22 protein-coding genes and 1 other annotated feature are annotated in these 21955 nt (G+C 49.3%); of the genes, 4 read left to right on the forward strand and 18 right to left on the reverse strand.

Going from position 1 to position 21955, the window contains the following annotated elements; genetic code table 11:
- Window positions 1-85: 85 nt before the first annotated feature.
- The 4 genes from ACFQI7_RS01630 to ACFQI7_RS01645 all read right to left on the reverse strand — a co-directional run bounded on the left by ACFQI7_RS01630 (window position 86) and on the right by ACFQI7_RS01645 (window position 2897).
- Window positions 86-670 carry a TetR/AcrR family transcriptional regulator gene (locus ACFQI7_RS01630; RefSeq protein ID WP_218096658.1) on the reverse strand — a complete coding sequence of 195 codons (585 nt, stop codon included), beginning with the start codon at window positions 668-670 and terminating at the stop codon, window positions 86-88.
- 174 nt (window positions 671-844) lie between these two features.
- Window positions 845-1567 carry a glycerophosphodiester phosphodiesterase gene (locus ACFQI7_RS01635; RefSeq protein WP_218096659.1) on the reverse strand — a complete coding sequence of 241 codons (723 nt, stop codon included), beginning with the start codon at window positions 1565-1567 and terminating at the stop codon, window positions 845-847.
- Between the two features lie 112 nt (window positions 1568-1679).
- Window positions 1680-2438 carry a spermidine synthase gene (locus tag ACFQI7_RS01640; RefSeq protein WP_230414582.1) on the reverse strand — a complete coding sequence of 253 codons (759 nt, stop codon included), beginning with the start codon at window positions 2436-2438 and terminating at the stop codon, window positions 1680-1682.
- Between the two features lie 15 nt (window positions 2439-2453).
- Window positions 2454-2897, reverse strand: coding sequence for a DUF1801 domain-containing protein (locus ACFQI7_RS01645; RefSeq protein ID WP_218096660.1), 444 nt, complete (start codon window positions 2895-2897; stop codon window positions 2454-2456).
- Between the two features lie 275 nt (window positions 2898-3172).
- Here ACFQI7_RS01645 and ACFQI7_RS01650 point away from each other — a divergent pair, with 275 nt between their 5' ends.
- Complete coding sequence (locus ACFQI7_RS01650; protein WP_218096661.1) at window positions 3173-3652, forward strand: MarR family winged helix-turn-helix transcriptional regulator; 480 nt, start codon at window positions 3173-3175, stop codon at window positions 3650-3652.
- A complete protein-coding gene (locus ACFQI7_RS01655) occupies window positions 3636-4457 on the forward strand; it encodes a class I SAM-dependent methyltransferase (protein ID WP_218096662.1) in 822 nt (273 codons plus the stop codon). Before ACFQI7_RS01650 ends, ACFQI7_RS01655 begins: the two co-directional genes overlap by 17 nt.
- A 131-nt stretch (window positions 4458-4588) precedes the next feature.
- Here the strand turns inward: ACFQI7_RS01655 and ACFQI7_RS01660 are convergent, their stop codons facing one another.
- The 8 genes from ACFQI7_RS01660 to ACFQI7_RS01695 form a co-directional block, all read right to left on the reverse strand.
- On the reverse strand, window positions 4589-4927 hold the full coding sequence (locus ACFQI7_RS01660) for a DUF1904 family protein (protein WP_218096663.1): 339 nt from the start codon (window positions 4925-4927) through the stop codon (window positions 4589-4591).
- Between the two features lie 179 nt (window positions 4928-5106).
- A complete protein-coding gene (locus ACFQI7_RS01665; RefSeq protein ID WP_218096664.1) occupies window positions 5107-5445 on the reverse strand; it encodes a DUF1801 domain-containing protein in 339 nt (112 codons plus the stop codon).
- A 152-nt stretch (window positions 5446-5597) separates the two neighbouring features.
- On the reverse strand, window positions 5598-6323 hold the full coding sequence (locus ACFQI7_RS01670) for an SDR family NAD(P)-dependent oxidoreductase (RefSeq protein ID WP_218096665.1): 726 nt from the start codon (window positions 6321-6323) through the stop codon (window positions 5598-5600).
- The gene (locus ACFQI7_RS01675) at window positions 6310-7167 is read right to left on the reverse strand and encodes a helix-turn-helix domain-containing protein (RefSeq protein ID WP_218096666.1); all 858 of its coding nucleotides are present in this window, start codon (window positions 7165-7167) and stop codon (window positions 6310-6312) included. Before ACFQI7_RS01675 ends, ACFQI7_RS01670 begins: the two co-directional genes overlap by 14 nt.
- On the reverse strand, window positions 7152-7952 hold the full coding sequence (locus ACFQI7_RS01680) for a VOC family protein (protein WP_218096667.1): 801 nt from the start codon (window positions 7950-7952) through the stop codon (window positions 7152-7154). The genes ACFQI7_RS01675 and ACFQI7_RS01680 overlap by 16 nt, the downstream gene beginning before the upstream one ends.
- A 224-nt stretch (window positions 7953-8176) precedes the next feature.
- Window positions 8177-9592, reverse strand: coding sequence for an MBL fold metallo-hydrolase (locus tag ACFQI7_RS01685; protein WP_218096668.1), 1416 nt, complete (start codon window positions 9590-9592; stop codon window positions 8177-8179).
- 121 nt (window positions 9593-9713) lie between these two features.
- The gene (locus tag ACFQI7_RS01690) at window positions 9714-11399 is read right to left on the reverse strand and encodes a glutamine--tRNA ligase/YqeY domain fusion protein (protein ID WP_218096669.1); all 1686 of its coding nucleotides are present in this window, start codon (window positions 11397-11399) and stop codon (window positions 9714-9716) included.
- Window positions 11400-11473: 74 nt separating this feature from the next.
- Window positions 11474-11724, reverse strand: a binding site (T-box leader).
- A gap of 76 nt (window positions 11725-11800) precedes the next feature.
- The gene (locus ACFQI7_RS01695; RefSeq protein WP_218096670.1) at window positions 11801-12598 is read right to left on the reverse strand and encodes a class I SAM-dependent methyltransferase; all 798 of its coding nucleotides are present in this window, start codon (window positions 12596-12598) and stop codon (window positions 11801-11803) included.
- A 290-nt stretch (window positions 12599-12888) separates the two neighbouring features.
- Between ACFQI7_RS01695 and ACFQI7_RS01700 the strand changes: the two genes are divergently transcribed.
- Both ACFQI7_RS01700 and ACFQI7_RS01705 read left to right on the forward strand, forming a co-directional pair.
- On the forward strand, window positions 12889-13236 hold the full coding sequence (locus ACFQI7_RS01700) for a YciI family protein (RefSeq protein WP_218096671.1): 348 nt from the start codon (window positions 12889-12891) through the stop codon (window positions 13234-13236).
- A 9-nt stretch (window positions 13237-13245) separates the two neighbouring features.
- The gene (locus tag ACFQI7_RS01705) at window positions 13246-14472 is read left to right on the forward strand and encodes an RNA polymerase sigma factor (RefSeq protein ID WP_218096672.1); all 1227 of its coding nucleotides are present in this window, start codon (window positions 13246-13248) and stop codon (window positions 14470-14472) included.
- A gap of 91 nt (window positions 14473-14563) precedes the next feature.
- On the opposite strand, the gene ACFQI7_RS01710 is transcribed toward ACFQI7_RS01705, so the two are convergent.
- The 6 genes from ACFQI7_RS01710 to ACFQI7_RS01735 form a co-directional block, all read right to left on the reverse strand.
- Entirely contained in the window at window positions 14564-15031 is a 468-nt protein-coding gene (locus tag ACFQI7_RS01710; protein WP_218096673.1) for an SRPBCC family protein, read from the reverse strand.
- A 188-nt stretch (window positions 15032-15219) separates the two neighbouring features.
- Window positions 15220-16746, reverse strand: coding sequence for a DHA2 family efflux MFS transporter permease subunit (locus tag ACFQI7_RS01715; protein ID WP_218096674.1), 1527 nt, complete (start codon window positions 16744-16746; stop codon window positions 15220-15222).
- Window positions 16747-16844: 98 nt separating this feature from the next.
- Window positions 16845-17294 carry a MarR family winged helix-turn-helix transcriptional regulator gene (locus ACFQI7_RS01720; RefSeq protein WP_218096675.1) on the reverse strand — a complete coding sequence of 150 codons (450 nt, stop codon included), beginning with the start codon at window positions 17292-17294 and terminating at the stop codon, window positions 16845-16847.
- A gap of 441 nt (window positions 17295-17735) precedes the next feature.
- Window positions 17736-17975 carry a hypothetical protein gene (locus tag ACFQI7_RS01725; RefSeq protein ID WP_218096676.1) on the reverse strand — a complete coding sequence of 80 codons (240 nt, stop codon included), beginning with the start codon at window positions 17973-17975 and terminating at the stop codon, window positions 17736-17738.
- A gap of 75 nt (window positions 17976-18050) precedes the next feature.
- A complete protein-coding gene (locus tag ACFQI7_RS01730; RefSeq protein ID WP_218096677.1) occupies window positions 18051-20108 on the reverse strand; it encodes an ABC transporter ATP-binding protein in 2058 nt (685 codons plus the stop codon).
- Between the two features lie 15 nt (window positions 20109-20123).
- Window positions 20124-21884 carry an ABC transporter ATP-binding protein gene (locus ACFQI7_RS01735; RefSeq protein WP_218096678.1) on the reverse strand — a complete coding sequence of 587 codons (1761 nt, stop codon included), beginning with the start codon at window positions 21882-21884 and terminating at the stop codon, window positions 20124-20126.
- Window positions 21885-21955 lie beyond the last annotated feature (71 nt).

Genomic DNA, 21955 nt, shown 5'->3' on the forward strand with positions numbered 1-21955 from the left:
CCACCTTTTAAGTTATTGTTTGTGGAATTTCTATTTTGTTCAATTATATAACGTTGTTAGATTTAACTTCTAAAAAAACGGGGGTTTACCCCCACGCCTTTACATACAGTTCCACCATCCGGTCGATGAGCATTTCGGCGCGTTCCTGTCCGCCTTTCATCCGCCCCTGAATCGTCAGCGAAATCATACCGTGCAAGTTGCTCCAAAATAAATCGACTTCGCCATCCAGATCCTTCGTTTCCACGTTCATGCACGCTTCAATGGCATCTCGCAGAATGAAAAATACCCTCACCGGCTCTTCAGGTGTATTTTGCGTCCCAAACGAAATGCCCGCAAGTCCGTGCATGATTTCGTACAACTCACGTTCCCGGAAAGCGAAAGCCCAATACGCTTTGGCCATCGCGTACAGCGTTTGCTGCGGCGTCTCGTTGTTTTCCGCCTTCGCCTTTGCCAAATCGAGATAGAGCAGGTGAAAGCCGTCCTTCAGCAGTTGGAATAGCAGCGCATCCTTGTTCTCGAAATACTCGTAAATCGTCGGCGGGCTGTACTCGATCTGTTCTGCGACTTTCCGGATCGTTATGCCCTTCCATCCGTCCCTGTCGGCAATCTCCTTCGTCGCTGCAATGATTCGCTGCCGAAGCTCCTGCTTGTGCCGCTCGCGGCGATTCAAATCGGATCAACCTCCTTTCCATATTTTACTCACATTCAGAAATATAACATTGTTAGATTTTGATGTCAAGGGGCATACGGCCCCCTTGGTCATCGTAGCAGTACAATCTCTTAAAGCTTTCACTTTGCATGCAAAGAACGATTATTACTAAATCCGTTCCGTAAGGATACAAAACTACCCAAGCGTGTCCCGGTTCTGCATATAAAATTGCTGCCATTGCTCCAGCATGTTCGTCGAAGCTAAAGCAGATGGAAATTGCCGCAGCAATTTATCCATTACTTCTTCCGTGTCGATGGGGTTCGCGATCACTTGAATGTTATTTACCAGGCACTCTTGCACATACTCTTTTGTCAAATGCTTGTGTGACATCCAGAGGTATCGCGAACGAAGCTGCTTCATGAAAGGGAATACGCTTGGGGACAAGCAGCCCATGATTAGACCGATGTCGATACCGGAATCAAGCTCTCGCATTTTCATCAACGAATAATGGTCGAAGGAGGTGACGATGATCTGATCCGTTATATCGTGGCGGCGGATCACATCCAGCACTTTTTCTTCTATGCCCTCATAAGCTTTCCCGATTTGCTTCAGCTCCAGAAAAACCGAAATACGGCCCTTGCACAGCGCAAGCGCCTCATCAAGCGTCGGAATCGTCTCCCGTTCTCCAACGGTGAAACGCTTCAGCTCCTCCAAAGTATATTCTTTAACCCTGCCTTTGTCATTGCACATCCGGTTAACGGTTGGGTCATGGATAACGACAGGAATGCCGTCCTTGCTCAGATGCACATCCAATTCCAGATGCGTATAATTCGCATCCAATGCGGCCTGGAATGAGGATAACGTATTTTCCGGAAATAATGTCGGGTAGCCGCGATGGGCTATGCCTCGAACGTTCATGAACTTCACTCTCCATCTTGGAAATAATAGGTATGATTCAATGACTTCGACATAAGTCGACTTCAATCCTCTTTGGAAATGCGGCACAGGCAAAATCCGTGTAACCACTGGCCTATCCATGTAGTCCGTTGTCCCGGTCTACGATCGTATGACCCTGTTCCAATCCGATCTCTATGAACCCGGCCATCTGTTTAATTTCTAAATCAATCGCACGATCGCTGCCGATGAGAATAATGTTTCGCAAGTCGGACGCACCTGCGCTCTCAGGAGAAAACGCTTTCGTTTCCGCAAATACGGCTTTAAGCGTCGTATGGATCGCGTTAATTAGCTTATCGTTTCTGCTCTTGCCCATTAGATTCATGACGACGGCTCCGCGGGCGTTGAGCTTTTCCTTCGCCATAGTAAAAAAATCTATTGTTACCAGATGCATCGGCGTCCCTTTCGCGGAGAAAGCATCCAATATGATGAAATCAAACGTATTCGGCGCTTCCTTCTCCAAAAGCTGGCGGCCGTCTCCAGTAACGACGTTATTTTGGCTGTAGTTAAAAAATCGCCTGCTCAACTCCACCACTTGTGCATCAATCTCGGCAACGGTAAATCGCTTGTCCGGGAAATGTCCGGCGATCGTTCCCGTCCCATGCCCGATGACAAATACATTCTCAAGGGACGGATTGTTTTTCTCCAGTAAATGAATGATAGCCCTCGGGTATTCGAGCACGATACGATCCGGATGTTTTATGTCCAAGGCGCCTTGTACGGCACCGTCTGCAAACTGCAAGAAGCGAAACTTTCCCATCTCCCCATACAACTCTGTCGTTTCATACACTGAAATCTCGTTATAACTGCTGATTTCTTTCGCTAACAATTGCAATTCATCGATCTCCTTCTACAACCCCGTCGCTTCGATCCACTTCGTTACAAGTTCGGTGAGCCTATCTTTTTTTGCTTGTACATCGTTCATATCAACAATCTTGACAACGGCCCTGTCAACGGCAACCCACGCAAGTAGCCCGGTGTGATCGTCAAATAACGGTCCTTCTCGTCTGTTTTCCTTTACCTTGGCTCCGCAGTGAAAAATGATCCGAAAAAATCCTTTGCCATGCAAATTAAATGTGATTCTGTCTTCATTTTTATAGCAGAAACTCGGTGCATTCCATTTAATATGCTCGCTAAGCTGTGTATTTGCGCTTAAAATGATTTGACGTACTTCCTCTATTTCCATTTTCAGCGGATGGTCGAGATTGCTCAAATATTCAACCACCTGTTCATGACCCGACTGTTTGATAGATTCCGTGGCAGTTGTCCTTGGTAATTTCTTGGTTGTTGTCATTTGAATCCCACCTTTCCATTATGATTTCACAATGCCGTCAGCGCGAATTCCGGAATGTACGGTATACCGTACATAATAACAGAATAAAAATTATTGGTAAATTATCCAATTTTGTGGCGTTAACCGCTTGCAAGAATAAGATTTTGCGATGACTAAGGGAAATCGTGGCTTGCGTGTTTACCTGAACGATTAGCCCTACTTTTTTATTTGCTTTGTGCAAGCAAATATAATAAAATGAGATCATAATTTGAAAATTTTGTTAGGAAGTGAACCCTTTGACGAAAGACCGCAATGAACTTCAAAAGTTAGCGTATGGAACGTTAAGGCTAGTAAAGGAATTTAAACATGCACAGAATCGAAGATCCGATTTGGATCGAGTAACGTTTGAAATTCTTATGCTAATAAGGCAAAAGGAGCAAGTTCGACTAACAGACATAGCTAATGAGCTTGACTTCAATCCTTCCTCCATCACCCGGCGAATCCAATCTTTAAAACAATCGGGATATATTGCCGTTATCTCGGACCCTAAAGATCTTCGATCCAGTTTGATTCGTTTAACTGAGATTGGTGAGGGAGCGCTGTTGCATTTTCTCGAAAAAAGTATCGACGGATTAGAACACATTTTAAAGGATTGGAATGATGATGAAATCAAGGTTCTTGCTGACAAAATATTGCGTTTGGCGGACTCAATGAGTGATTGGCGGATTGCAGCAGATAAAACGGAAGGAGTGTCTCCTAATGATGTCAGAGAATAAAGAAAAGCTTAAACAAAATCAATATGCGAACTCGGGTAATTTCAACGCTCGAATCCACCTGCACAAATCTTTTGGTACAAACAAATACCCTTGGCCTTTTTGGGTTTTTGACCAGCTAAACCAAGCAGGTCATGCCAAGGTGTTGGAACTGGGCGGAGGCAATGGGTTGCTGTGGATGGCGAATGCCCACCGAATTCCGGAGCATTGGAACATTACCATTACAGATATATCATCGGGCATGCTAAAGGATGCTGAAATGAATCTTGCCAATCTAAACAGGAACTTTCATTACGAGGTAATAGATGCCGAACAGATCCTCTATTCAGACTCTACATTCGATATCGTAATCGCAAACCACATGCTTTATCATGTTGAGAACAGGGGGAAAGCTTTATTCGAGATCAAGCGTATTCTCAAACCTGACGGGACATTTTACGCAAGTACGGTAGGTAAGCGCAATATGCTCGAGCTGAAGGAAATGGTCAACGAATTTGATCCTCATTCAAAATACGATAAAGTGCTTGGTACGCTTGAATCTCATTTTTCCTTGGAGAATGGCAAAGAACAGTTGCTGGAAGCTTTCGGGGATGTTCAACTTGCACTGTACGAGGATGCTTTGTTGGTTACGGACGCTCAGGCCATTGTCGATTACGTATTATCTTTGAATGGAATGGATTCCGGTCAGATGATACTGGACCCGGGTTGTGCTGAAAAGTTTAAAGATTTTCTCGATAGGAAAATGGAGCTATCCGATGGCAAGATCCACATCAGCAAAGGATCAGGAATATTTATTTGTAAACGATAACTTAGTGACTGTGCAGTTAAATGCAACAAACTGGCTGTGTTACAGCCAGTTCATGTGCCGGGATCGTAAAACCCGACTTGGCCGCGGCGCCATTGTCGGGTTCAATATGGGTTCAGATGCAGTGGGGAATTTCATTCATCGTTATGATCCGGAATGACTTTAAGAGGTTTTCCTTCTTTATAATAAAGGGTGGGAGAAAGAATAACGAAATAAATATGAACATGCTGGCAGTCAAACTCATGGAAAATGCGATTCATGCTCGAAGCGAGGGCATCATGGGTCTCCTGCTCCCTTTGAAACATTTGAATCTCCACGGATAATGGCGAGTTAGTGATCTGCCTGATCGGAAGCAGCTCAATCTTGACTTTTTCTTTCGGAATTTTGACGATGTAAGCAAATTCGTCTACAACCAGCGGCGCCAGTTTCTCCAATACTTCACTTTGAAATCCTTTGAAACGCAAATAAGGCACAAGTATCCCTTCATTCTGTAATTTCTGTCTACCTTTGTGATTTTAATCACATATGCGCCGAAAGTCAACCCTTCACCGAGCTTTAATGTCGCATTTTGACAACAAAAAAAGCACCGCTGAGAATGACTACCGCCATCTCCGGATGCTTTCGATTGCCTTGCCGCACCTCATTATTATGTTTAAAGAGAATTGGAAGCTTGTACAAGAAGTTGGGTCAGCAAGCCGTAGTCAGGCGAGTCCCCTTCACGGATTTTGAGCCATTTTCGCTCGGCAGGACCTTCGAAATTTTTCGGGACTTCCAAACCGGTAGCATTCATAATCATAAACGCAATAGCGTCCTTCGATGGGGATATCACTGCAGCGTAATGCCCGTTTTTCAGGAAATGCGGTTTCTTGTATTGAATCCGTTCTTCCACCCCCGGGATGGATTCATGGACCATTTGTCGAAGTTGTTTGGAAACTTCAACCTGCCATGGCTGATTAAGGCTTTCGATAAATGAGACGACCTCTTGGTTCATTGCTGTATTGCTCCTTTCTTTTACCTTATGATGTCATTATTAGTAGCCATAGATTGCTTCTCTAGTATATCATGCATTAGAATACATCATTTCTTTTGAATTGCTATTTCGAGATCCGATGCGAGTGCCTGCTTAAACGAACGGGATGCATGCTACCAAGGCAATGACTTTCCGGTATCCGCTTCGATGTACATCGGCTGCGGCCCGATCTCATCCTTATATTCATCGATGCGTTTCAAAATGTTCGCTCCCGCTTCCTCCGGCGTATAAGTGCCGGCATCGTTCCATGTACCGCTCATCGACGTTTTTACCCACCCCGGATGGATCAGCAATACCCGTCCGCCATCCTTGCAAATGCTGTTATGGATGATGGTGGACCCCATGTTCAGCGCGGATTTGGCCATGCAATAACCGAACCAGCTTTCACGGAAGCTGTTCCCGATGCTTCCCGCTTCCGAAGAAATATTCACGATCAGCTTTCCGCCGTTCATCACTGGCCCAATCAATGCACTCGACATTCGGATTGCGCCAAGAGCCGATACGTTGTACACACGTTGTATTTCGTCAAAATCGAGTTCGTCCGCGATCGTTTTCTTCGTATCACCGAGAATCGCTGCGTTGTTGATGAGAAAGTCGAGCTTCTCGGTATCGCTTTGGATAAATTCCGCCGCTTCGCCAACGCTCGTATCGCTCCCCACGTCCAATACGAACCGCCGCAGTCGTCCCGGGAACGCTACCGCGAAGTCGTCGAGTTCCTTGTTCTCCTGCTGAATGCCGCCGGCAAACACCGTATATCCCTCAAGCAGCAATCCTTTGGACAAGGCCAATCCAATGCCTCTGTCCGTTCCCGTTATACAAACCGTCTTACCTGCATCCATTTCCATCATCACTCCTGCGACCGGATTCTTTTGGCGGTACGGCTGAACCATGAACTACTGGAATCATCCATTCATAATGCGATTTATCGTGCAATTGATAGCGTTCCATGTTAGGGCCGACCTGCTTATAGCCAAATGATTGCAACACAAGCATAGTACTAAAGCATGCGTACGGATCGTTAGACAAGCAATCCAACACAACAAACAGGGTAGGCTCAATGGTTTCAATCTCTGCAGATTTGAATTCTTCATCTGGAAAAGAAACCTTTCCGCGAAGTCGAAAACCGACTTTCCCGATCATATTGTCGCCAGTCACCTGCTCTTGCTTAACAAATGCCTCCTGCACGTGCAGTCCTATATTTCTCATCTGTGCCGCTCTCTGTTCCATCACTTGCGCAAAAGGATTCAACTGCCGCTGCACTTGATGACGAAACCATACCATTTGGACCGGAGCGTCCCATTTCACCAATCGTACATGTTCATCCCTTGGGCCGACACCATACAAAAACTGTTTGGCAGCGTGGAGCAACGATAGTTTAGCGTCAATATCACTGCGCCATTTGTTCATCCACACCCATTGCTGTGCGGTATCCGCATGAAGAAACTCCCGAATCTCGGCCAGCTGAATGCCCGCTTGACGCAAAGAATGTATTTTTACTGCAGTGGGGATCTGGTCTTCACGGTACAGACGATATCCGTTGGGCGAACGAACGTCCGCCAGCAGCAATCGTTCCTTCTCATAATAACGCAATGTACTGGAGGGGAGACCGGTCCGGTCAGCGAAGACTTGAATCGTCATTTTTTTGGCATAGGCGCTCCCCTTCAAAATTAATAATAATTCCAAACGTTCAACCGATTACCGTCCGGATCGTAAAAATGAAACCCTTGCCAACGTTCCCCGACGATCTCGGAAACTTCTAATGCTTGTTCCTTCAACCACGAATGGGTCTGTTCAAAGTCCGCTCGTTCTTCAATTTGAAAGTATAGTCTGGCCCCGGGATTCGCTTTTACAAACTTTGATGTTGAAGGAATTTGTTCCAGCCATGCAAAGTCCCATTCGTCTTTTACATCCCGCATCAATACAAACCCTCGGTCTTTGAAATTGTGATCGGATTGGGCAAAACCTAACACGCGCTCGTACCACACCGTCGCCGCCTCCAGATTACGAACTCCCAACCATAGCGGTTTCGCAGCATATTGGATGATGCGTGAGTCAGGATATTTGCCCTCTAGCTTGCGATCTTCACATAAAGTAAGTCGTGACCCGCCAAATGCTTGTATATCGGCAGCCCAGGTTCCGTCGGGCATATTAACCGGTTCTGAAATCTCGACCCCTTGCTGTGTAAAATAAAGCAGCGTTTGCTCCAAATTCGCTGTTCGAAAACAGAAACGGCAATGGCCTTCGGCGTAATCTTCCATTGTAAAATGATCCATGCCGCTTTCAAACGACTTTAAGTTCGCTTGTCCCATGCCTGGCAGCTTAAAAAATGCTTTCCTCCCTACCGGACCCGTAGCGGTGCCGTTCAATCGCCATCCCATGGTGTCGCGATACCACTCGACTGCTTCGTCAAACCGGTCCCAAGGTACCATAATAAATCCGCCGTCAAATTTAAAATAAGGTGTGTCCAATGATATTCGCCTCCATGATGTATCAAGATGGAAATATCATACACCTTCAAGTTACTTTAAGGTCAACCGTTTTTTCGATTTCGGCGCCAATGAACGATCCGGCTCCATGCCGCATTGTCCAACAGCAATTACCCTCAGAGGAAACCTCTGAGGGGCATGAAAGTAACGATGTATTGCATAAGCAGCAATCTTACTTATAGAAGAACTTCTTGTCTGCCGTGATCTTATTGCGCAGCACCGACGGATGCGGCTTCAATGATGGAGGCTACGGAGACCGTCTCTCCTTTTTCCGGGAAATAGGCCTTGATTCCTCTCGTATTAAGCGATCTCGGATGAGGACTATGCAGCGTAATAACCGCTTTCGGCGCGATCCGCTCGACTAAATCAGAGATCGCGTCGGGATGAGCATGACCCCCGTTGTTCAAGGTATGTCCGGTAATGCCGAACGATTTCAAAAATTTGGCGACATCCTTGTGATCTACTTTCACACTGTAGTCGGATTGAATGAAATGCGAGCAGCCTTGCAGCCCGCCGAGCGTCTCCAGCTCAATCATTTGGGCCAGATCCGGGAATTTGAAGAAGTACAAATACTGGTCTTTATGCTCAGCCACTTCCTCCAGCGCGACTGTTTCGTAAGGCACCGTCATGCCGTCCGTCACCGTAGCATCCATTACTTTTATCGTCGCGTTCAGCGCCGGATGACCTTCCAGAATGCGCAATCCTTCGCGATTGGCAGCATGCCAGATCAACGCGTGGGACGATTCCATGACGATCTTACGCCCCTTCTCCATGGCGATGGCGATCATGTTGGCCATGCGCTCGAGGTCCCTCGGCGACATTTGCAAATATACAAACCCTTCCGCTTCGCCTACTAATTGTGAAAAATCATTCAGCAATGCGTCTTCCGGCTGCTGATAGGCAGGAACGGCAGCGGGATCTGCCGGTAGGCGCGTCCCTTCCGTAATGAGCACGTCGATCTGCTTGCTTCGGCAAAGCTCGATGAACCGGTCGATCTTCTCCGGATGCTTGCCCTGGCGCCGCCAGTCTCCCGTATAGGCGATTTTGTGATCGCCGCTTTCGATAATAAGACCCGCCGCTCCCGTAGCGTTATGGTCCATCTCAACAATCTGGATCGTAAATTCGCCGAAATCGATGACGCTTAGATCTTCGCATGCTTCAATGCGCGCCGCTGTATCCGGATAATGTCCGCCAGCCACGATGCCGCGGTATAACGCATAGGAATCATGGTTCATGTACACCGGAAGATCCGGATGCGCATAAGGAAGCACACCGATATGATCGGTATGCATATGTCCGATAAACAGGTTGATTCGCTCATATTGCGGGAACTCGCGATTATTCCAGACACGGCGCACAATCGCCGGGTCAATCCCTTTGATTTGTTCAGGATCGTACAACTTGAGCAGCGGCGCAGTCATGCCGCCAAGCAAAAATTGACGAATTTCACGCCCGGATGTTGCGCCAACAGGTTCGTAAAGCGTCGTTTGCTTTGGGAACAGCAGAGAGCTGTGCTCTACGCCGAAATCGAATAAAACCGCCTGCTTACCTTTGCCGTATAAAACCTGCACGCCTCCCGACTTGCCTGCCCCGCCAAAAAAAGTCAATTGCCCTTCGCGCAAATCGATCTCCTCCAATATGAGTTGAAATGGTATGTTTCCGAAAGAGAGAAGCTTTTCCATTTTCATCATACAAAGGAGACCAAAGATCGAACATACAGTAATGAAACTTATGACATATACTTTATTTCAACGATTTATTCCAGCTATCCTTTAGAGGCACGATCCTGTTGAACACGAGCCGCTCGCTCGTAGTGAACTTGTGATCTACGCTGAAATAACCGTGACGGAAAAATTGAAACTTTTGTTCCGGACGGGCATGCCGGGCGAACGGCTCCAATAAACCGTCCGTTACGGTAACGAGCGAATCGGGATTGACCACATCCGTCCAATCCGCACCGTCCTCATCCGGAATATCCTGTTCGAGCAGCAATTTCTCGTACAAATGAATGTCTGCTTTGGTTGCATGCGTAGCTGAAACCCAGTGAATCGTCCCTTTCACTTTGCGTCCGGTAAAGCCGGTGCCGCTTTTGGTAATCGGGTCATACGTACAATGAAGCTCCGTAATTTCGCCGGTATTCGGGTCCTTCATCACTTCTTCGCACTTGATGAAGTAAGCCCCTTTCAGCCTCACCTCCGCACCCGGACTCAAGCGGTGAAATCCTTTCGGCGGCTGCTCCGTGAAATCGTCCCGCTCGATATAGATCGTTCTGGAAAACGGTACCTCTCGTTTGCCAAGCGACTCGTTCTCGCTATTGTTCTCGATGAGCAGCAGCTCCGTCTCATTCTCAGGATAGTTCGTTATGACGACCTTCAAAGGCTGCAAAACGGCCATCACGCTGATCGTCTTTTCCTTCAGATCCTGCCGCAGACAATGATCCAGCAAGGAGATGTGCACCGTGCTTTGCGTTCGGATGCTGCCGATTTCTTCAATAAAACTGCGTATGCTCTCCGGCGTGAACCCTCTTCTTCTCAAGCCGCGAATCGTCGGAAGCCGTGGATCGTCCCAGCCGTCTACCAATCCTTCTTCCACCAGCTGCCGCAAAAACCGTTTGCTCGTGACGACGCCCGTTAAGCTGAGCCGGCCGAACTCTCTTTGCCGTGGAGGCTCCTTGATCTCAAGCTCTCTAAGGACCCAATCGTACAATGGACGGTGGTCCTTGAATTCGATGGAGCATAAAGAATACGTAATCCCCTCGATCATGTCTTGAATCGGATGGGCAAAATCGTACATCGGATAAATGCACCAGCCATTTCCCGTTCTGTAATGCTCGGCATGGATAATCCGGTAGATGACAGGATCACGCAGATTGATGTTGGGCGAAGCCATGTCAATCTTGGCGCGAAGCACTTTGGAGGAGGCGGGATAGTCACCGTTTTTCATTTTGGCGAACAGCTCCAGATTTTCCTCGGCCGGCCGGTCCCGATAAGGACTGTTTTTGCCCGGCTCCGTCAGCGTCCCCCGATACTCGGTTACTTCCTCCGGCGACAAATCACACACATAAGCTTTCCCTTGCTTGATCAAGGTGACCGCAGCGTTATAGATTTTGTCCGAGTAATCCGAACCGTAATAAATATGCTCTCCCGGATCGTAGCCGAGCCATTTGATGTCTTCAATGATCGCATTCACGTATTCGATATTTTCTTTTAGCGGGTTCGTATCGTCAAAACGCAAATGGAACGTGCCGTTAAACCGCCGGGCGATCGAATAATTCGTGTGAATGGCGTATGCGCTCCCGATATGAAGATAGCCGTTAGGCTCGGGAGGAAATCTCGTGCACATGTCCCTTTCGAAAGGTACGGCCTCAAGCTCCTCGGCAATCAGCTTAACCATAAAATTTTCCGCAGCATGTTCCTTCTCGTTACCCATGGTCGGCTCCTCCTAACGAATGTATGAAGCGATGAAAAAACAAAAAAACCTCATCTCCAAGACTAATTTCATGTCTCAGGGACGAAGTTATCGCGGTACCACCCAGTTTCATTAATATGTCGCCATATTAACCTCTTCAAGTACGCATGGCGTATCCATGTTATACTCTAGCTCAGTAACGGGAGCTCCCGTCATGCCATCCCCTCTGGTGGTTCCGACATGCTGCTCAGAGGCTTGGTTCGGGAGAAGTTCTTCGCTCCTTTTCAGCTGCCGGAGCTCTCTGTGCAAGAACGTTGTTCCCTACTCTTCTCGTCATCGCGTTTTGAATTTGCTTATTATAATAACAAATGATGGCCATTTGTGTAAACTGTTATTCACATACACTTCATATGGCGCCTCCCCTACAATTTCTCCGCGACGATCGTGAATGTTTTGGGGATGCCCTTATCAAATACGTCTGAAGAAAGATTAGGAAGCTCTTCCAGCACTTTCACGTACAAGCCCGCATTTGCAATCGATGTAACGATTTCTCCAAGAGTCCAGTTGCGCAGACGCACGGTTTGTACGCTGCCTTCACCGCGTTCACTGCCCTCGGCCGCCAGAAATTTGGAGAAAGCAACTTCCTTTTCCACAAGCGACGAATCGAAGTAATCTCCGGTCACTTTATGTTTTCGAATGTTTGCCGTGGTTCCTTTGGAACTGATCAATTTGGTCGATACGGGATGGAAATCTTGAAGGACCAGCGTACCGCCTTTGCGAAGAAGCGCCTGGACCACATGGAGCAGCGGGTTCAAATCCAGAAAGTAATGAAGGATGCCGTGTTCCATATATACAAAATCGAAATCGCCCGTCAATACATGCGCCGGTAAGTTTAGTACATCGGACTGAATGTATGTAAGATGAACATCCGACTCTTTTGCCAGCTCCATGGCATATTTTTCGTTTTCCGCAGAAAAATCGACCACCGTGACGTTCGCGCCGAGTAAAGCGAATGCAACGGCTTTATTCCCGTTCGAGCCCAGCAAGTTGGCGATTTTCTTGTCTCTTATGTCCCCCATGTAATCGAGCGCTTTGCCGATTCGCTTCGCAGGGTTTTCTCTCAGTTTGACAGCCGCTTCGCTCGGGAAACCGAAACGGTTAACCCAAGCCTGGTAGGCTCCGGTATTCCATGAAGTTTGATTTTGTTGAAATGGTTCCAATGATGTTGACTCCTCTCCGCACCTCATCATACAGTACCGAGCCGTATATTTGAAAGTAAAAAATGTTTAACATTTGATTATTCCGGTGTTCTCCGTAGACCCGTTTCGAAGGACGCAGCTGCCGTGAGTTTCAAAGGAAATATTCCACACGTCACATCTAAACATGGTATCTTTACTTTATGCTTCCACAAAATTTTCCGAAACATGTAGAAGTCGTTGGCGCTCGTTCGTCATTAGATTGAGTGGACAACATAACGCGCTCAAACCCATTCGAGAGGAGAAATAAAACGATGCACTACACATTGCTATTTTATGAAAACCCGGAGGATTTCTCAGCACGCACCGATCCGTCGCGTCAGCAGGCGTATTTGGCCGGCTGGACCCATTATGTAAAAGCTTTGCGCGAAGCAGGAATTGTTGTGAGCAGTTCCGGCCTCTACCCTCCGGAAACGGCCACAACCTTACGGCGCCGAGACGGTGAGCTGTTGGTGCAGGATGGGCCGGTTACCGAGACGAAAGAGCAAATCGGCGGTTTATTCATTATCGACGTGCCGGATCTTGACAAAGCGTTGGAGTGGGCGGCACGCAGTCCGGTCAATGCCGTCGAAGTAAGGCAAAACATTCCGCAGATCAAATAACAACATACCATGAACACACAACACATTATTGAGTTGACAGCTCGCGAATCGTACGGCAGGTTGGTAGCCTACTTGTCCGTACGATGGCGTGACGTGGAAGCGGCCGAAGATGCGCTGGCCGACGCCTTCCTTATAGCTTTAGAAACATGGCCTCGCATTGGCGTTCCGGACAAGCCGGAGGCTTGGCTTCTTACAACGGCGCGGCGGCGGCTTATCGATCGCGCTCGTCGCGGGCGCATACACGAGAGGGTTATGCCTGCGCTGCAAGCTATGTCGGAGGAAGTGCAGCAGCGGTCTTCTTCCGGCATGGACTTTCCTGACGAACGTCTCAAGATGCTGTTGATGTGCACCCACCCATCCATCGATCCGAGCGTGCGTACTCCGCTGATGCTTCAAACGGTATTGGGAATCGATGCGGCACGCATCGCGTCCTCCTTCATCGTGAAGCCGTCCACGATGGGCCAACGGCTCACCCGAGTGAAAGCGAACTTACGCGCCAAAGACGTTAAGTTCGAAATGCCTCACCCCGAACAATGGCCGGAACGCCTCGACTCGGTACTTGAAGCGATATATGCCGCTTACGGCAGCGGTTGGGACGACGTGACGGGAGTTGACGAGCGCCGCAAAGGATTGGCTGAAGAGGCGATTTACTTGGGAAGGCTGCTCGTGCGCTTTATGCCTGAAGAGCCCGAGGCACAAGCATTGCTGGCGCTTATGCTGCACTGCGAAGCACGCCGCGACGCCCGCCGCGATGTAGGGGGAAACTACGTTCCCCTCTCCGAGCAAGATATGACGCTTTGGTCGGAAACGATGATCGCGGAGGCGGAGCGCTGCCTCCACCGTGCCGCACAAGTAGGTCGCGTCGGCCGCTTCCAGCTTCTGGCGGCGATCCAATCGGTGCATGCCCAGCGCGCATGGTCTGGTCGCACCGCATGGGACGAAATCGCCCTGTTGTATGAAGGGCTCGTTCGCTTGGCCCCTACCATTGGGGCAGCGGTTGGCCGAGCCGCCGCTATGGCCGAAGCGCAAGGGCCTCAGCACGGATGGGCGCTGCTGGAAGCGATCCCGTCCGCACAAGTCGTGAGCTACCAACCGTATTGGGCGCTTGCCGCTCATTTGCTCATGCGAATGGAACGGCACGAAGAAGCCCGCACCGCTTACAGCCGTGCCATCGGTCTTTGCGCCGACCCGTCCGTGCGCGAGTTTCTGAAGCGGCAGGCGGATCACGCTGGATGAAGCCGCGCAATCTCTGATCTTAAAAAAACGGCAAGCGAACCAATCGGTTCGCCTGCCGTTTTTCCAAAGCTAATACTAATGAACAATAATTTTAACGTTGAACATGGGCATCCGGGGCCTTATCCGCTACAAGATTGAGGACAACGTTATGCTCAAGCAGCGCCTTTAATCCGCACAGCACCATCGTGTACCCTTCCGTTGAATCCAATGCCCGAATGACCACTTCGTCCCCGGTTCCCGTAAATCCGGAGTTCGTAATCGTTACGATCGTTTCGTTATCGCTGCGAGGGGTAAAGATCCACTCGACCGTGGTGCCGTCCGACGATTCGATCACAATGCGCCGGTTTTGCTCGATTTCTTTTACGTAGATGTCATCTCCTACGCCGTACATCTCCCAATCCCAACGGACACGCTTACCCGCTTCCAGTTTCCCGCTGCTTTTGGTGAACCAAAATTTTATAGTAATGGCAGGGTCGACAAAAGCTTCAAACACGGCTGCAGCCGGTCTGCGAATGAGCATTTCCGTTTTGACAACGGGAATATAATTCAAGGTTTGCATTGAACGGCTCCTTTCATGGTACAATATCCTCTTCATCATACCATGCATCCATTGATATGATTTCTTATGGATTGCTTATCCGAGGATAGCAACTTGTTTTAATATGCCGTCCATCCACCGTCTGCCGTAACGACCGTCCCGTTAATCCATCCTTTCATGATACGATGATGAACCGTTTGGTGTTTTCTTCAGCCTCTTTCTCCGCTTAATTTAGCTGTTTTCATCGGAACGCCTTTCGCGTCTTTAGGCACAGATCGTTTTATGAACAGTGCAAACACCAACGCTACGACGGTCAGGGCGGTTGCCACGATGAACGAGTAATTCGTACCGTAGATGCTCGCTTGAGCCAATACTTCTGGCGATTCCATTGCAAGTCTGCCCAAGGCCGCTTTGTCGTCCATGCTGATTCCCGTCTCGTTAAACAAATAATTTTTCATTTCGGTGCTGTACAGCGTTATGAAAATGGCGGTGCCGATCGCTCCGAACACCGTACGCAGCGTGTTAAGCATAACGGTTCCGTGTGCGTTCAGCTTTTGAGGTATATCGTTCAGCGCGGCCGTTTGAATCGGCATCATGAGCAGCGACATCCCGAACATCCGGAAAGAATACATAACGAGCAGATGTACGTACGACGTTTCCATCGACAATGTGCTAAACTCCCACGTCGTTACGATAGTAATCGCCAGACCTATGATGCTAAGCCATTTGGCCCCGAATTTATCGAATAACGCGCCCGTTACCGGTGACATGATCCCCATAATAATTGCGCCCGGGAGCATCAATAATCCGGAATCGAGTGCGCTGATGCCCCGCGTATTTTGAAGATAAATCGGGAGTAAAATCATACCCGAGAACAAGGCCATATTGACTACGATGAGAATAATCGAGTTCAGCGAGTACATGTTGTATTTGAATACACGGAACTCCAGCAATGGCGTTTCCAGCTTGAATTGTCTTAATACAAAAAGCAGCAGCGCGATCGCACCCGCCACCAGACAGATGACGACGACGGGATCGCTCCAGCCTTTGGCGCCCGCATCGCTGAATCCGTACAGCAGACCGCCAAATCCAATGGTCGAAAGCAAGACCGACGGCATATCAAGGCTCGGATTGCTTTGCGCCGTTACGTTCTTGATGAATTTAACCCCAACCAGTATAGAAATAAAGGAGATTGGCAAAATGATATAAAACAATACTCTCCAGTTATAATGTTCAACAATAAAGCCGGATAGCGTCGGACCGATTGCCGGAGCTAGGATCATAGCAAGACCGATGGTCCCCATCGCCCGCCCGCGCTGCTCAAGGGGATAAATATTCAAAATAACGACGGACAGCAGCGGCATCATAATCCCTGCACCAGCCGCCTGGATCAGCCTTCCTCCCAGCAGAACCGAAAAAGTAGGGCTAATCGCACAAAGCAATGTTCCTAAAGTAAATAGAGACATGCCAGTAATGAATATTTGTCTTGTTGAAAATTTAGCCATCAAGTAGGCTGTGATCGGCATTAAAACACCGTTGACGAGCATAAACCCTGTACTTAGCCACTGAACGGTTGTCTCATTCGTGTTCAGATCTTTCATAATGCTTGGCAAGGCAACATTCAGCAGCGTTTGGTTCAAAAACGCAACGAATGCGCCGAGCAGCATGGCAAACAGTATGGGACCTCTTTTCAGCGCTCCATCCGGTTTGGACTGCAGTTCCGTATCGTTGCTCATAACAAGTTCATCTCTCCTTCTCCACCTTTTACAATTAGCTTCTCTTTATCTAATACAGAATATCCAGATGAAAAGCGGTGAATCCTGCGAATGACGACTTACGATTGCACCCAATCATGACACCCTTTTTGTTTTTTTAAATTGTCATGAATCGTCGCAATATAAGCGTTCATCATTTCCATCCCTTCGGTCGGAATGCCTTGCGTGATCTTGTTTTGAAACTCCGCGATTTCGGACTCGATTTTTTTTATGATTTCAACGCCGTGATCCGTGACCGTAATTTTCTTGGTACGCCGATCTTCGCCATGAACCGTTATAACATAGCCCAGATCTTTCAATTTATTCGTCAGACGCGTAATGGTCGGACCTTCCACGTTTCGCATTTGCGCTACTTCGTTCAAGGTGTTAGATCCGCGATAATGCAGCAAATACAAAATCGCCCACTGGGAACTATATAAATTGTACTTGCTCAATAGCTGATTTAACTGATCGATGTATTGGCGGTACATTTGATTCATATGAAAAAACAGCGAAACGTTCTGTTCCATGTTCGGCCTCCTTTCAAAAAATAATTACTTAGGGTAAGTAATTAATATGATAAAAGTTTTTTGATGGTTCGTCAACCTTTCCCAATCATTGCCGGAGAAAAGCGGCAAAAGATTGGACTTCCAGTCGCATCATTCGTCCAGCTTCTGATTGGAGAGCATTCCCGTTCCGTCCATAGATTCATCCACCCAGCATGTTCCGTCCGCCGCAAACATTTCTTCGATGTGCTTCAATTTAATTAAAGTCCGGACGACCTGATCGCATTTAATATATCCTGCACACGTCAATGGTATGTCGCCACTTCCCCGAACGGTCCCGTCAATGGAGCATTCCTGTCCTGCACATTAGAAAAGGCCACCCGGAGAACATGCGGGCAGCCAGCGTCTTACATCCTAAATTGTGGTGGAAGCGATCGCCGGCGGAAATCAAACATGCGGCCGCGCTTATGGTACGATCATAATTTTACGATACCCGCCAGTGAAGCCGGGACCGGTCACATACTGATAACGGCCGGCTGCGAATGCGTCCCGATGCGGGAAATGCACGTGACCGCAAAACAGCGCAACCAGGTTATCGCACGCCACGTTGACAATCCACTGGCGAAACGCCTTCGTACTGGCCTCGGCAACGCCTACCCCCCACTTTCTTTGCGCCTCCGGATCCCCCCCTTCTGCATCGACCATGATGGGCGACTTCCATACCTCGTGTACTTTGTCGGCAAGCGTCAGGATATAAAGAGTCGGGTAGGCCATAAGCCGTCAAGTAGCGGCTTTTTCGGCTTGCTCGGCTTTTTCAGTATAAGACTCCCGATACTGAAGCTCGTAAAGCTTCCGGTATAGCCCGTTTTTCAGCAGCAGCTCCTGATGCGTCCCCATTTCGCGGATGGTACCCTTATGCAGGACGACGATCTTGTCGGCATGCTGAATGGTCGACAGCCGGTGCGCTACGATAATGGTCGTTCGGCCGGAGGAAATTTTTTGGAATGCATCCTGAATGAGCAGCTCGGTTTCCGTATCGATATTCGCCGTAGCCTCATCCAAGATCAAGATCGACGGGTTAAAAGCGAGCGTTCTCGCGATCGCAATCAGTTGGCGTTGTCCAGCGGATAAATTGGCGCCCCGTTCCATCACGGGCTCGTCGTAGCCGCGCGGCAGCTTCTCGATAAACACGTCCGCATTGACGTATTCGCAAATGTTCCGGATGTCCTCGTCCTTTAGCGTGTCGTTGCCAAGCCGGATATTCGTCTTAATGTCCTCGGAGAACAGAAACACATCCTGCTGTACGAGCCCGATATAATTGCGCAGCTCCTGCTTGGGCAATTCGCGGATATCTACGCCGTCGAGACGGATCGAGCCTTTCTGCACATCGTAAAACCGGCATAATAAACTAATAATCGAGCTTTTGCCTGCGCCCGTCGCGCCGACAAAGGCGACGGTCTCTCCCGGTTTGATGGTCAAATCGATGTCTTTGAGCACCCACTCCCCGGGATTATATGCAAACGACACTTGCTCGAAGACGATGCTTCCCGCGACGTTATCCAGATGGCGAGGATGAGCCGGCTCCGGCAAATCGTCCTTCTCGTCCAACAGCTCGAAAATTCGCTCGGACGACACCATCGACTGCTGCAAAATCGTAAACTTCTCGGCCAAATCCTGAATCGGCTTGAAAAAGCGGTTGATGTAGTCCACAAAAGCGTAGAGAACGCCGAACTCCACCGCGCCTTGCACCATCTGCCCGCCGCCGAACCAGATCAGGAGCGCCAAACCGATAGCGTAGACAAAGTCCATGACCGGGCGATACAGCGAAGACACATGGAGCTCCTTCGTATTCGCGTCAAAATGGCTGCGGTTGATCGCTTCCACCTTCCGGTTTTGCTGCTTTTCCCGGTGGAAAATTTGCACCACGCGCATCCCGGTAATATTTTCGTTCAATGTCGCATTGATTTGCGCCAGCTTGATCCGGACCTCGCGCATCGCTTCGCGCGCATATTTGCGGTAAACGATCGTAGCGGCGATAATGAGCGGCAGCGTCAGGAACGATACGAGTGCCAGGCGTACATTCAGATTTAGCATGACAACCATAATGCCGATGAGCATAAATATGTCTTTGATCAAGTTAATCATGACGTTGCTGTACATGTCGTTGAGCGTCTGCGTGTCGTTCGTAATCCGGGTCACGAGACGGCCCACCGGGTTTCGGTCGAAGAAGCTGAACGAAAGCCGCTGCAGATGGGCGAACAAGTTTGCTCTTAATGTGTAAATAATTTTTTGCGCAATCAGATTTAACGTGTATGTTTGCGTATAGTTCAAAATAAACGTCACGGATACGAGCAGCAAATAAAAGCCGGACAATCGATACAACGCTTGAATGTCCTGATTGCGGAATCGATCTACGTCCGCTTTGCTGAGCTGCGCGACGGGCGTTGTCCCTCCGTTTGCGGTTAGCTGCACCAGCTCGGACGTTGAACCGGTCTTGACGATCCGATACCGCTGCTTGTTCTGAAGCTGTTCCGCCGGAAATTTGCCATCCAGCTCCCGCTCTCTTACGAGCACCAGATTGCCATATGAAACGGCGGGCGCCACGGTCGCCGCCTCCGTCCCACCCACATCGACCATCGGCAGCGACAAGCCGTTGATATGGTCGTCAATGGCGATTTTGATCAAATACGGTCCGCAAAGATCGGCAATCGTGATCAAGACGACCAGACATACCGACAGCATGAGCCGTTTGGCATGCGGTTTCGCATAACGAAGCAAGCGGCCCATCAAACCGAGATCGTAAGCTTGCGTCAGTTGTTTCTCCTCATGAATACTCATGTCTTCTCACCTTCCTCACGATTCCCCGGCGACCTGTTCTTCCAACAGCTGCTTTTCGTACAAATTCCGGTAATGTCCATGCAGCGCCAGCAGCTCCTCGTGGCTGCCCCGCTCTACGATCGCTCCGTCCTCCATCACGATGATCTGATCGGCATGCTGAACCGTAGACACCCGGTGCGCGATCATGATCGTCGTCTTGTTGCGGCGGTTGCTTTTCAGCCGGCTTAGGATCGCTTCTTCCGTTTTTGTATCGACAGCCGACAAGCTGTCATCCAAAATGAGGATCGCCGGATCTTTGATCATCGCCCTGGCAATGGAGATGCGCTGCTTTTGCCCACCGGACAGCGTTACGCCCCGCTCGCCGAGCATCGTATCGAATCGATCCGGGAAATCGACGATGTTGTCCAGCACCTGCGCGTCGTCGGCCGCTTTCCTAACGTTCTCGAACGGGGCCTCATCCGTACCGAACGCGATGTTGTCGCGAATCGTTTCGGAGAACAGGAAGTTTTCCTGCGGTACAAAACCGATATCGCGCCGCAGCACGGACAGGGGAATTTCCCGCAGCACGTGGCCGTCGATAAGAATGCCGCCCTCTTTGTAATCGTAGAGCCGGACGAGCAGGTTGACCAAGGTCGATTTGCCGCTTCCGGTTCGTCCGATAATCGCGACCGTCTGCCCCTGCTTGATATCGAGGTTGATACGATGCAGCGCATTCGAATCGGCGCCCGGGTAACGGAACGACAGATCGGAAATGTGAATCGATCCCGTCAATTGGTGAATCGGCTTCACTTGATCCGCATCGTCGGCAATCTCGCCTCGGGTGTTCAATATTTCATTAATTCGGCTCATCGAAGCGGCTCCGCGTTGAAATATGTTGATCATCCATCCAATCGCCATGATCGGTCCCGCGAGCAAACCCATATAAGCATTGAACGTGACAAATTCGCCGAGCGTGATCCGCTCTTGTACGACGAGAATGCCGCCATAACCGAGCACAAGCAGCAGACTGACGCCGGTAATCCATTGCACCAGCGGATTGAACAGCGCCTGGAGACGAGCCACGCTCATATTGCGTTCGAAGTTATGCTCGTTCATCGACGCGAACTTGTGAACCTCCGTTTCCTCCTGGGCAAAAGCTTTCACCACCCGCATGCCGGAAATGTTCTCCTGTACCCGATCCGTCAAACCGGAGAACGCTTGCTGCGCGTCGCGGAATCGCTCATGGATTTGCGACCCGAACCGCAGGGCAATGAAGGCCATCACCGGCAACGGCAACAGCCCGACGATGGTTAGCCGCCAATCGACCGTAATCGTCATCATGACGATGGCGGTGCTGAGCAAGATCAGCGAGTCGAAAGCCGTTACAACGCCGCCGCCGAACGTAAATCGAAGCGCTTGCAAATCGTTCGTCGCCAGAGCCATCAGATCGCCGGTCTTGCGTCGGTTGTACCAGGATGCCGACAGCTTCTGATAATGCGCGAACAGCCGATTTCTCATCTCATACTCCAGCGTCCGTGCCGCCCCGAAGATCATGACCCGCCACATGTACCTGAAGATGAAAATACCGGCGCTTGCAATGAGCAAATAACCGATATACGTCCACAATTGGGACGAGGCGATGCTCCCGTCTTTCACGTCGTCGGTAAACCGCCCGAGAACCCACGGGATGCACAGTTGGCATACATCGGTAATGATGATGGAAAGAATGCCGATCGCGTACCGGTAGCGGAACCGCCATATAAACTCTTTAAGCGTCCAAAGCTCTCTCATACTCATGCCCTAGCCTTTCGTTCGATAATCATTCCTCATTTAGTCACATTAACAACAAATCCAGCTTTTGTAAACCG

This window comes from Paenibacillus allorhizosphaerae, from assembly GCF_042659105.1.
Classification (GTDB): Bacteria; Bacillota; Bacilli; order Paenibacillales; family NBRC-103111; genus Paenibacillus_G; species Paenibacillus_G allorhizosphaerae.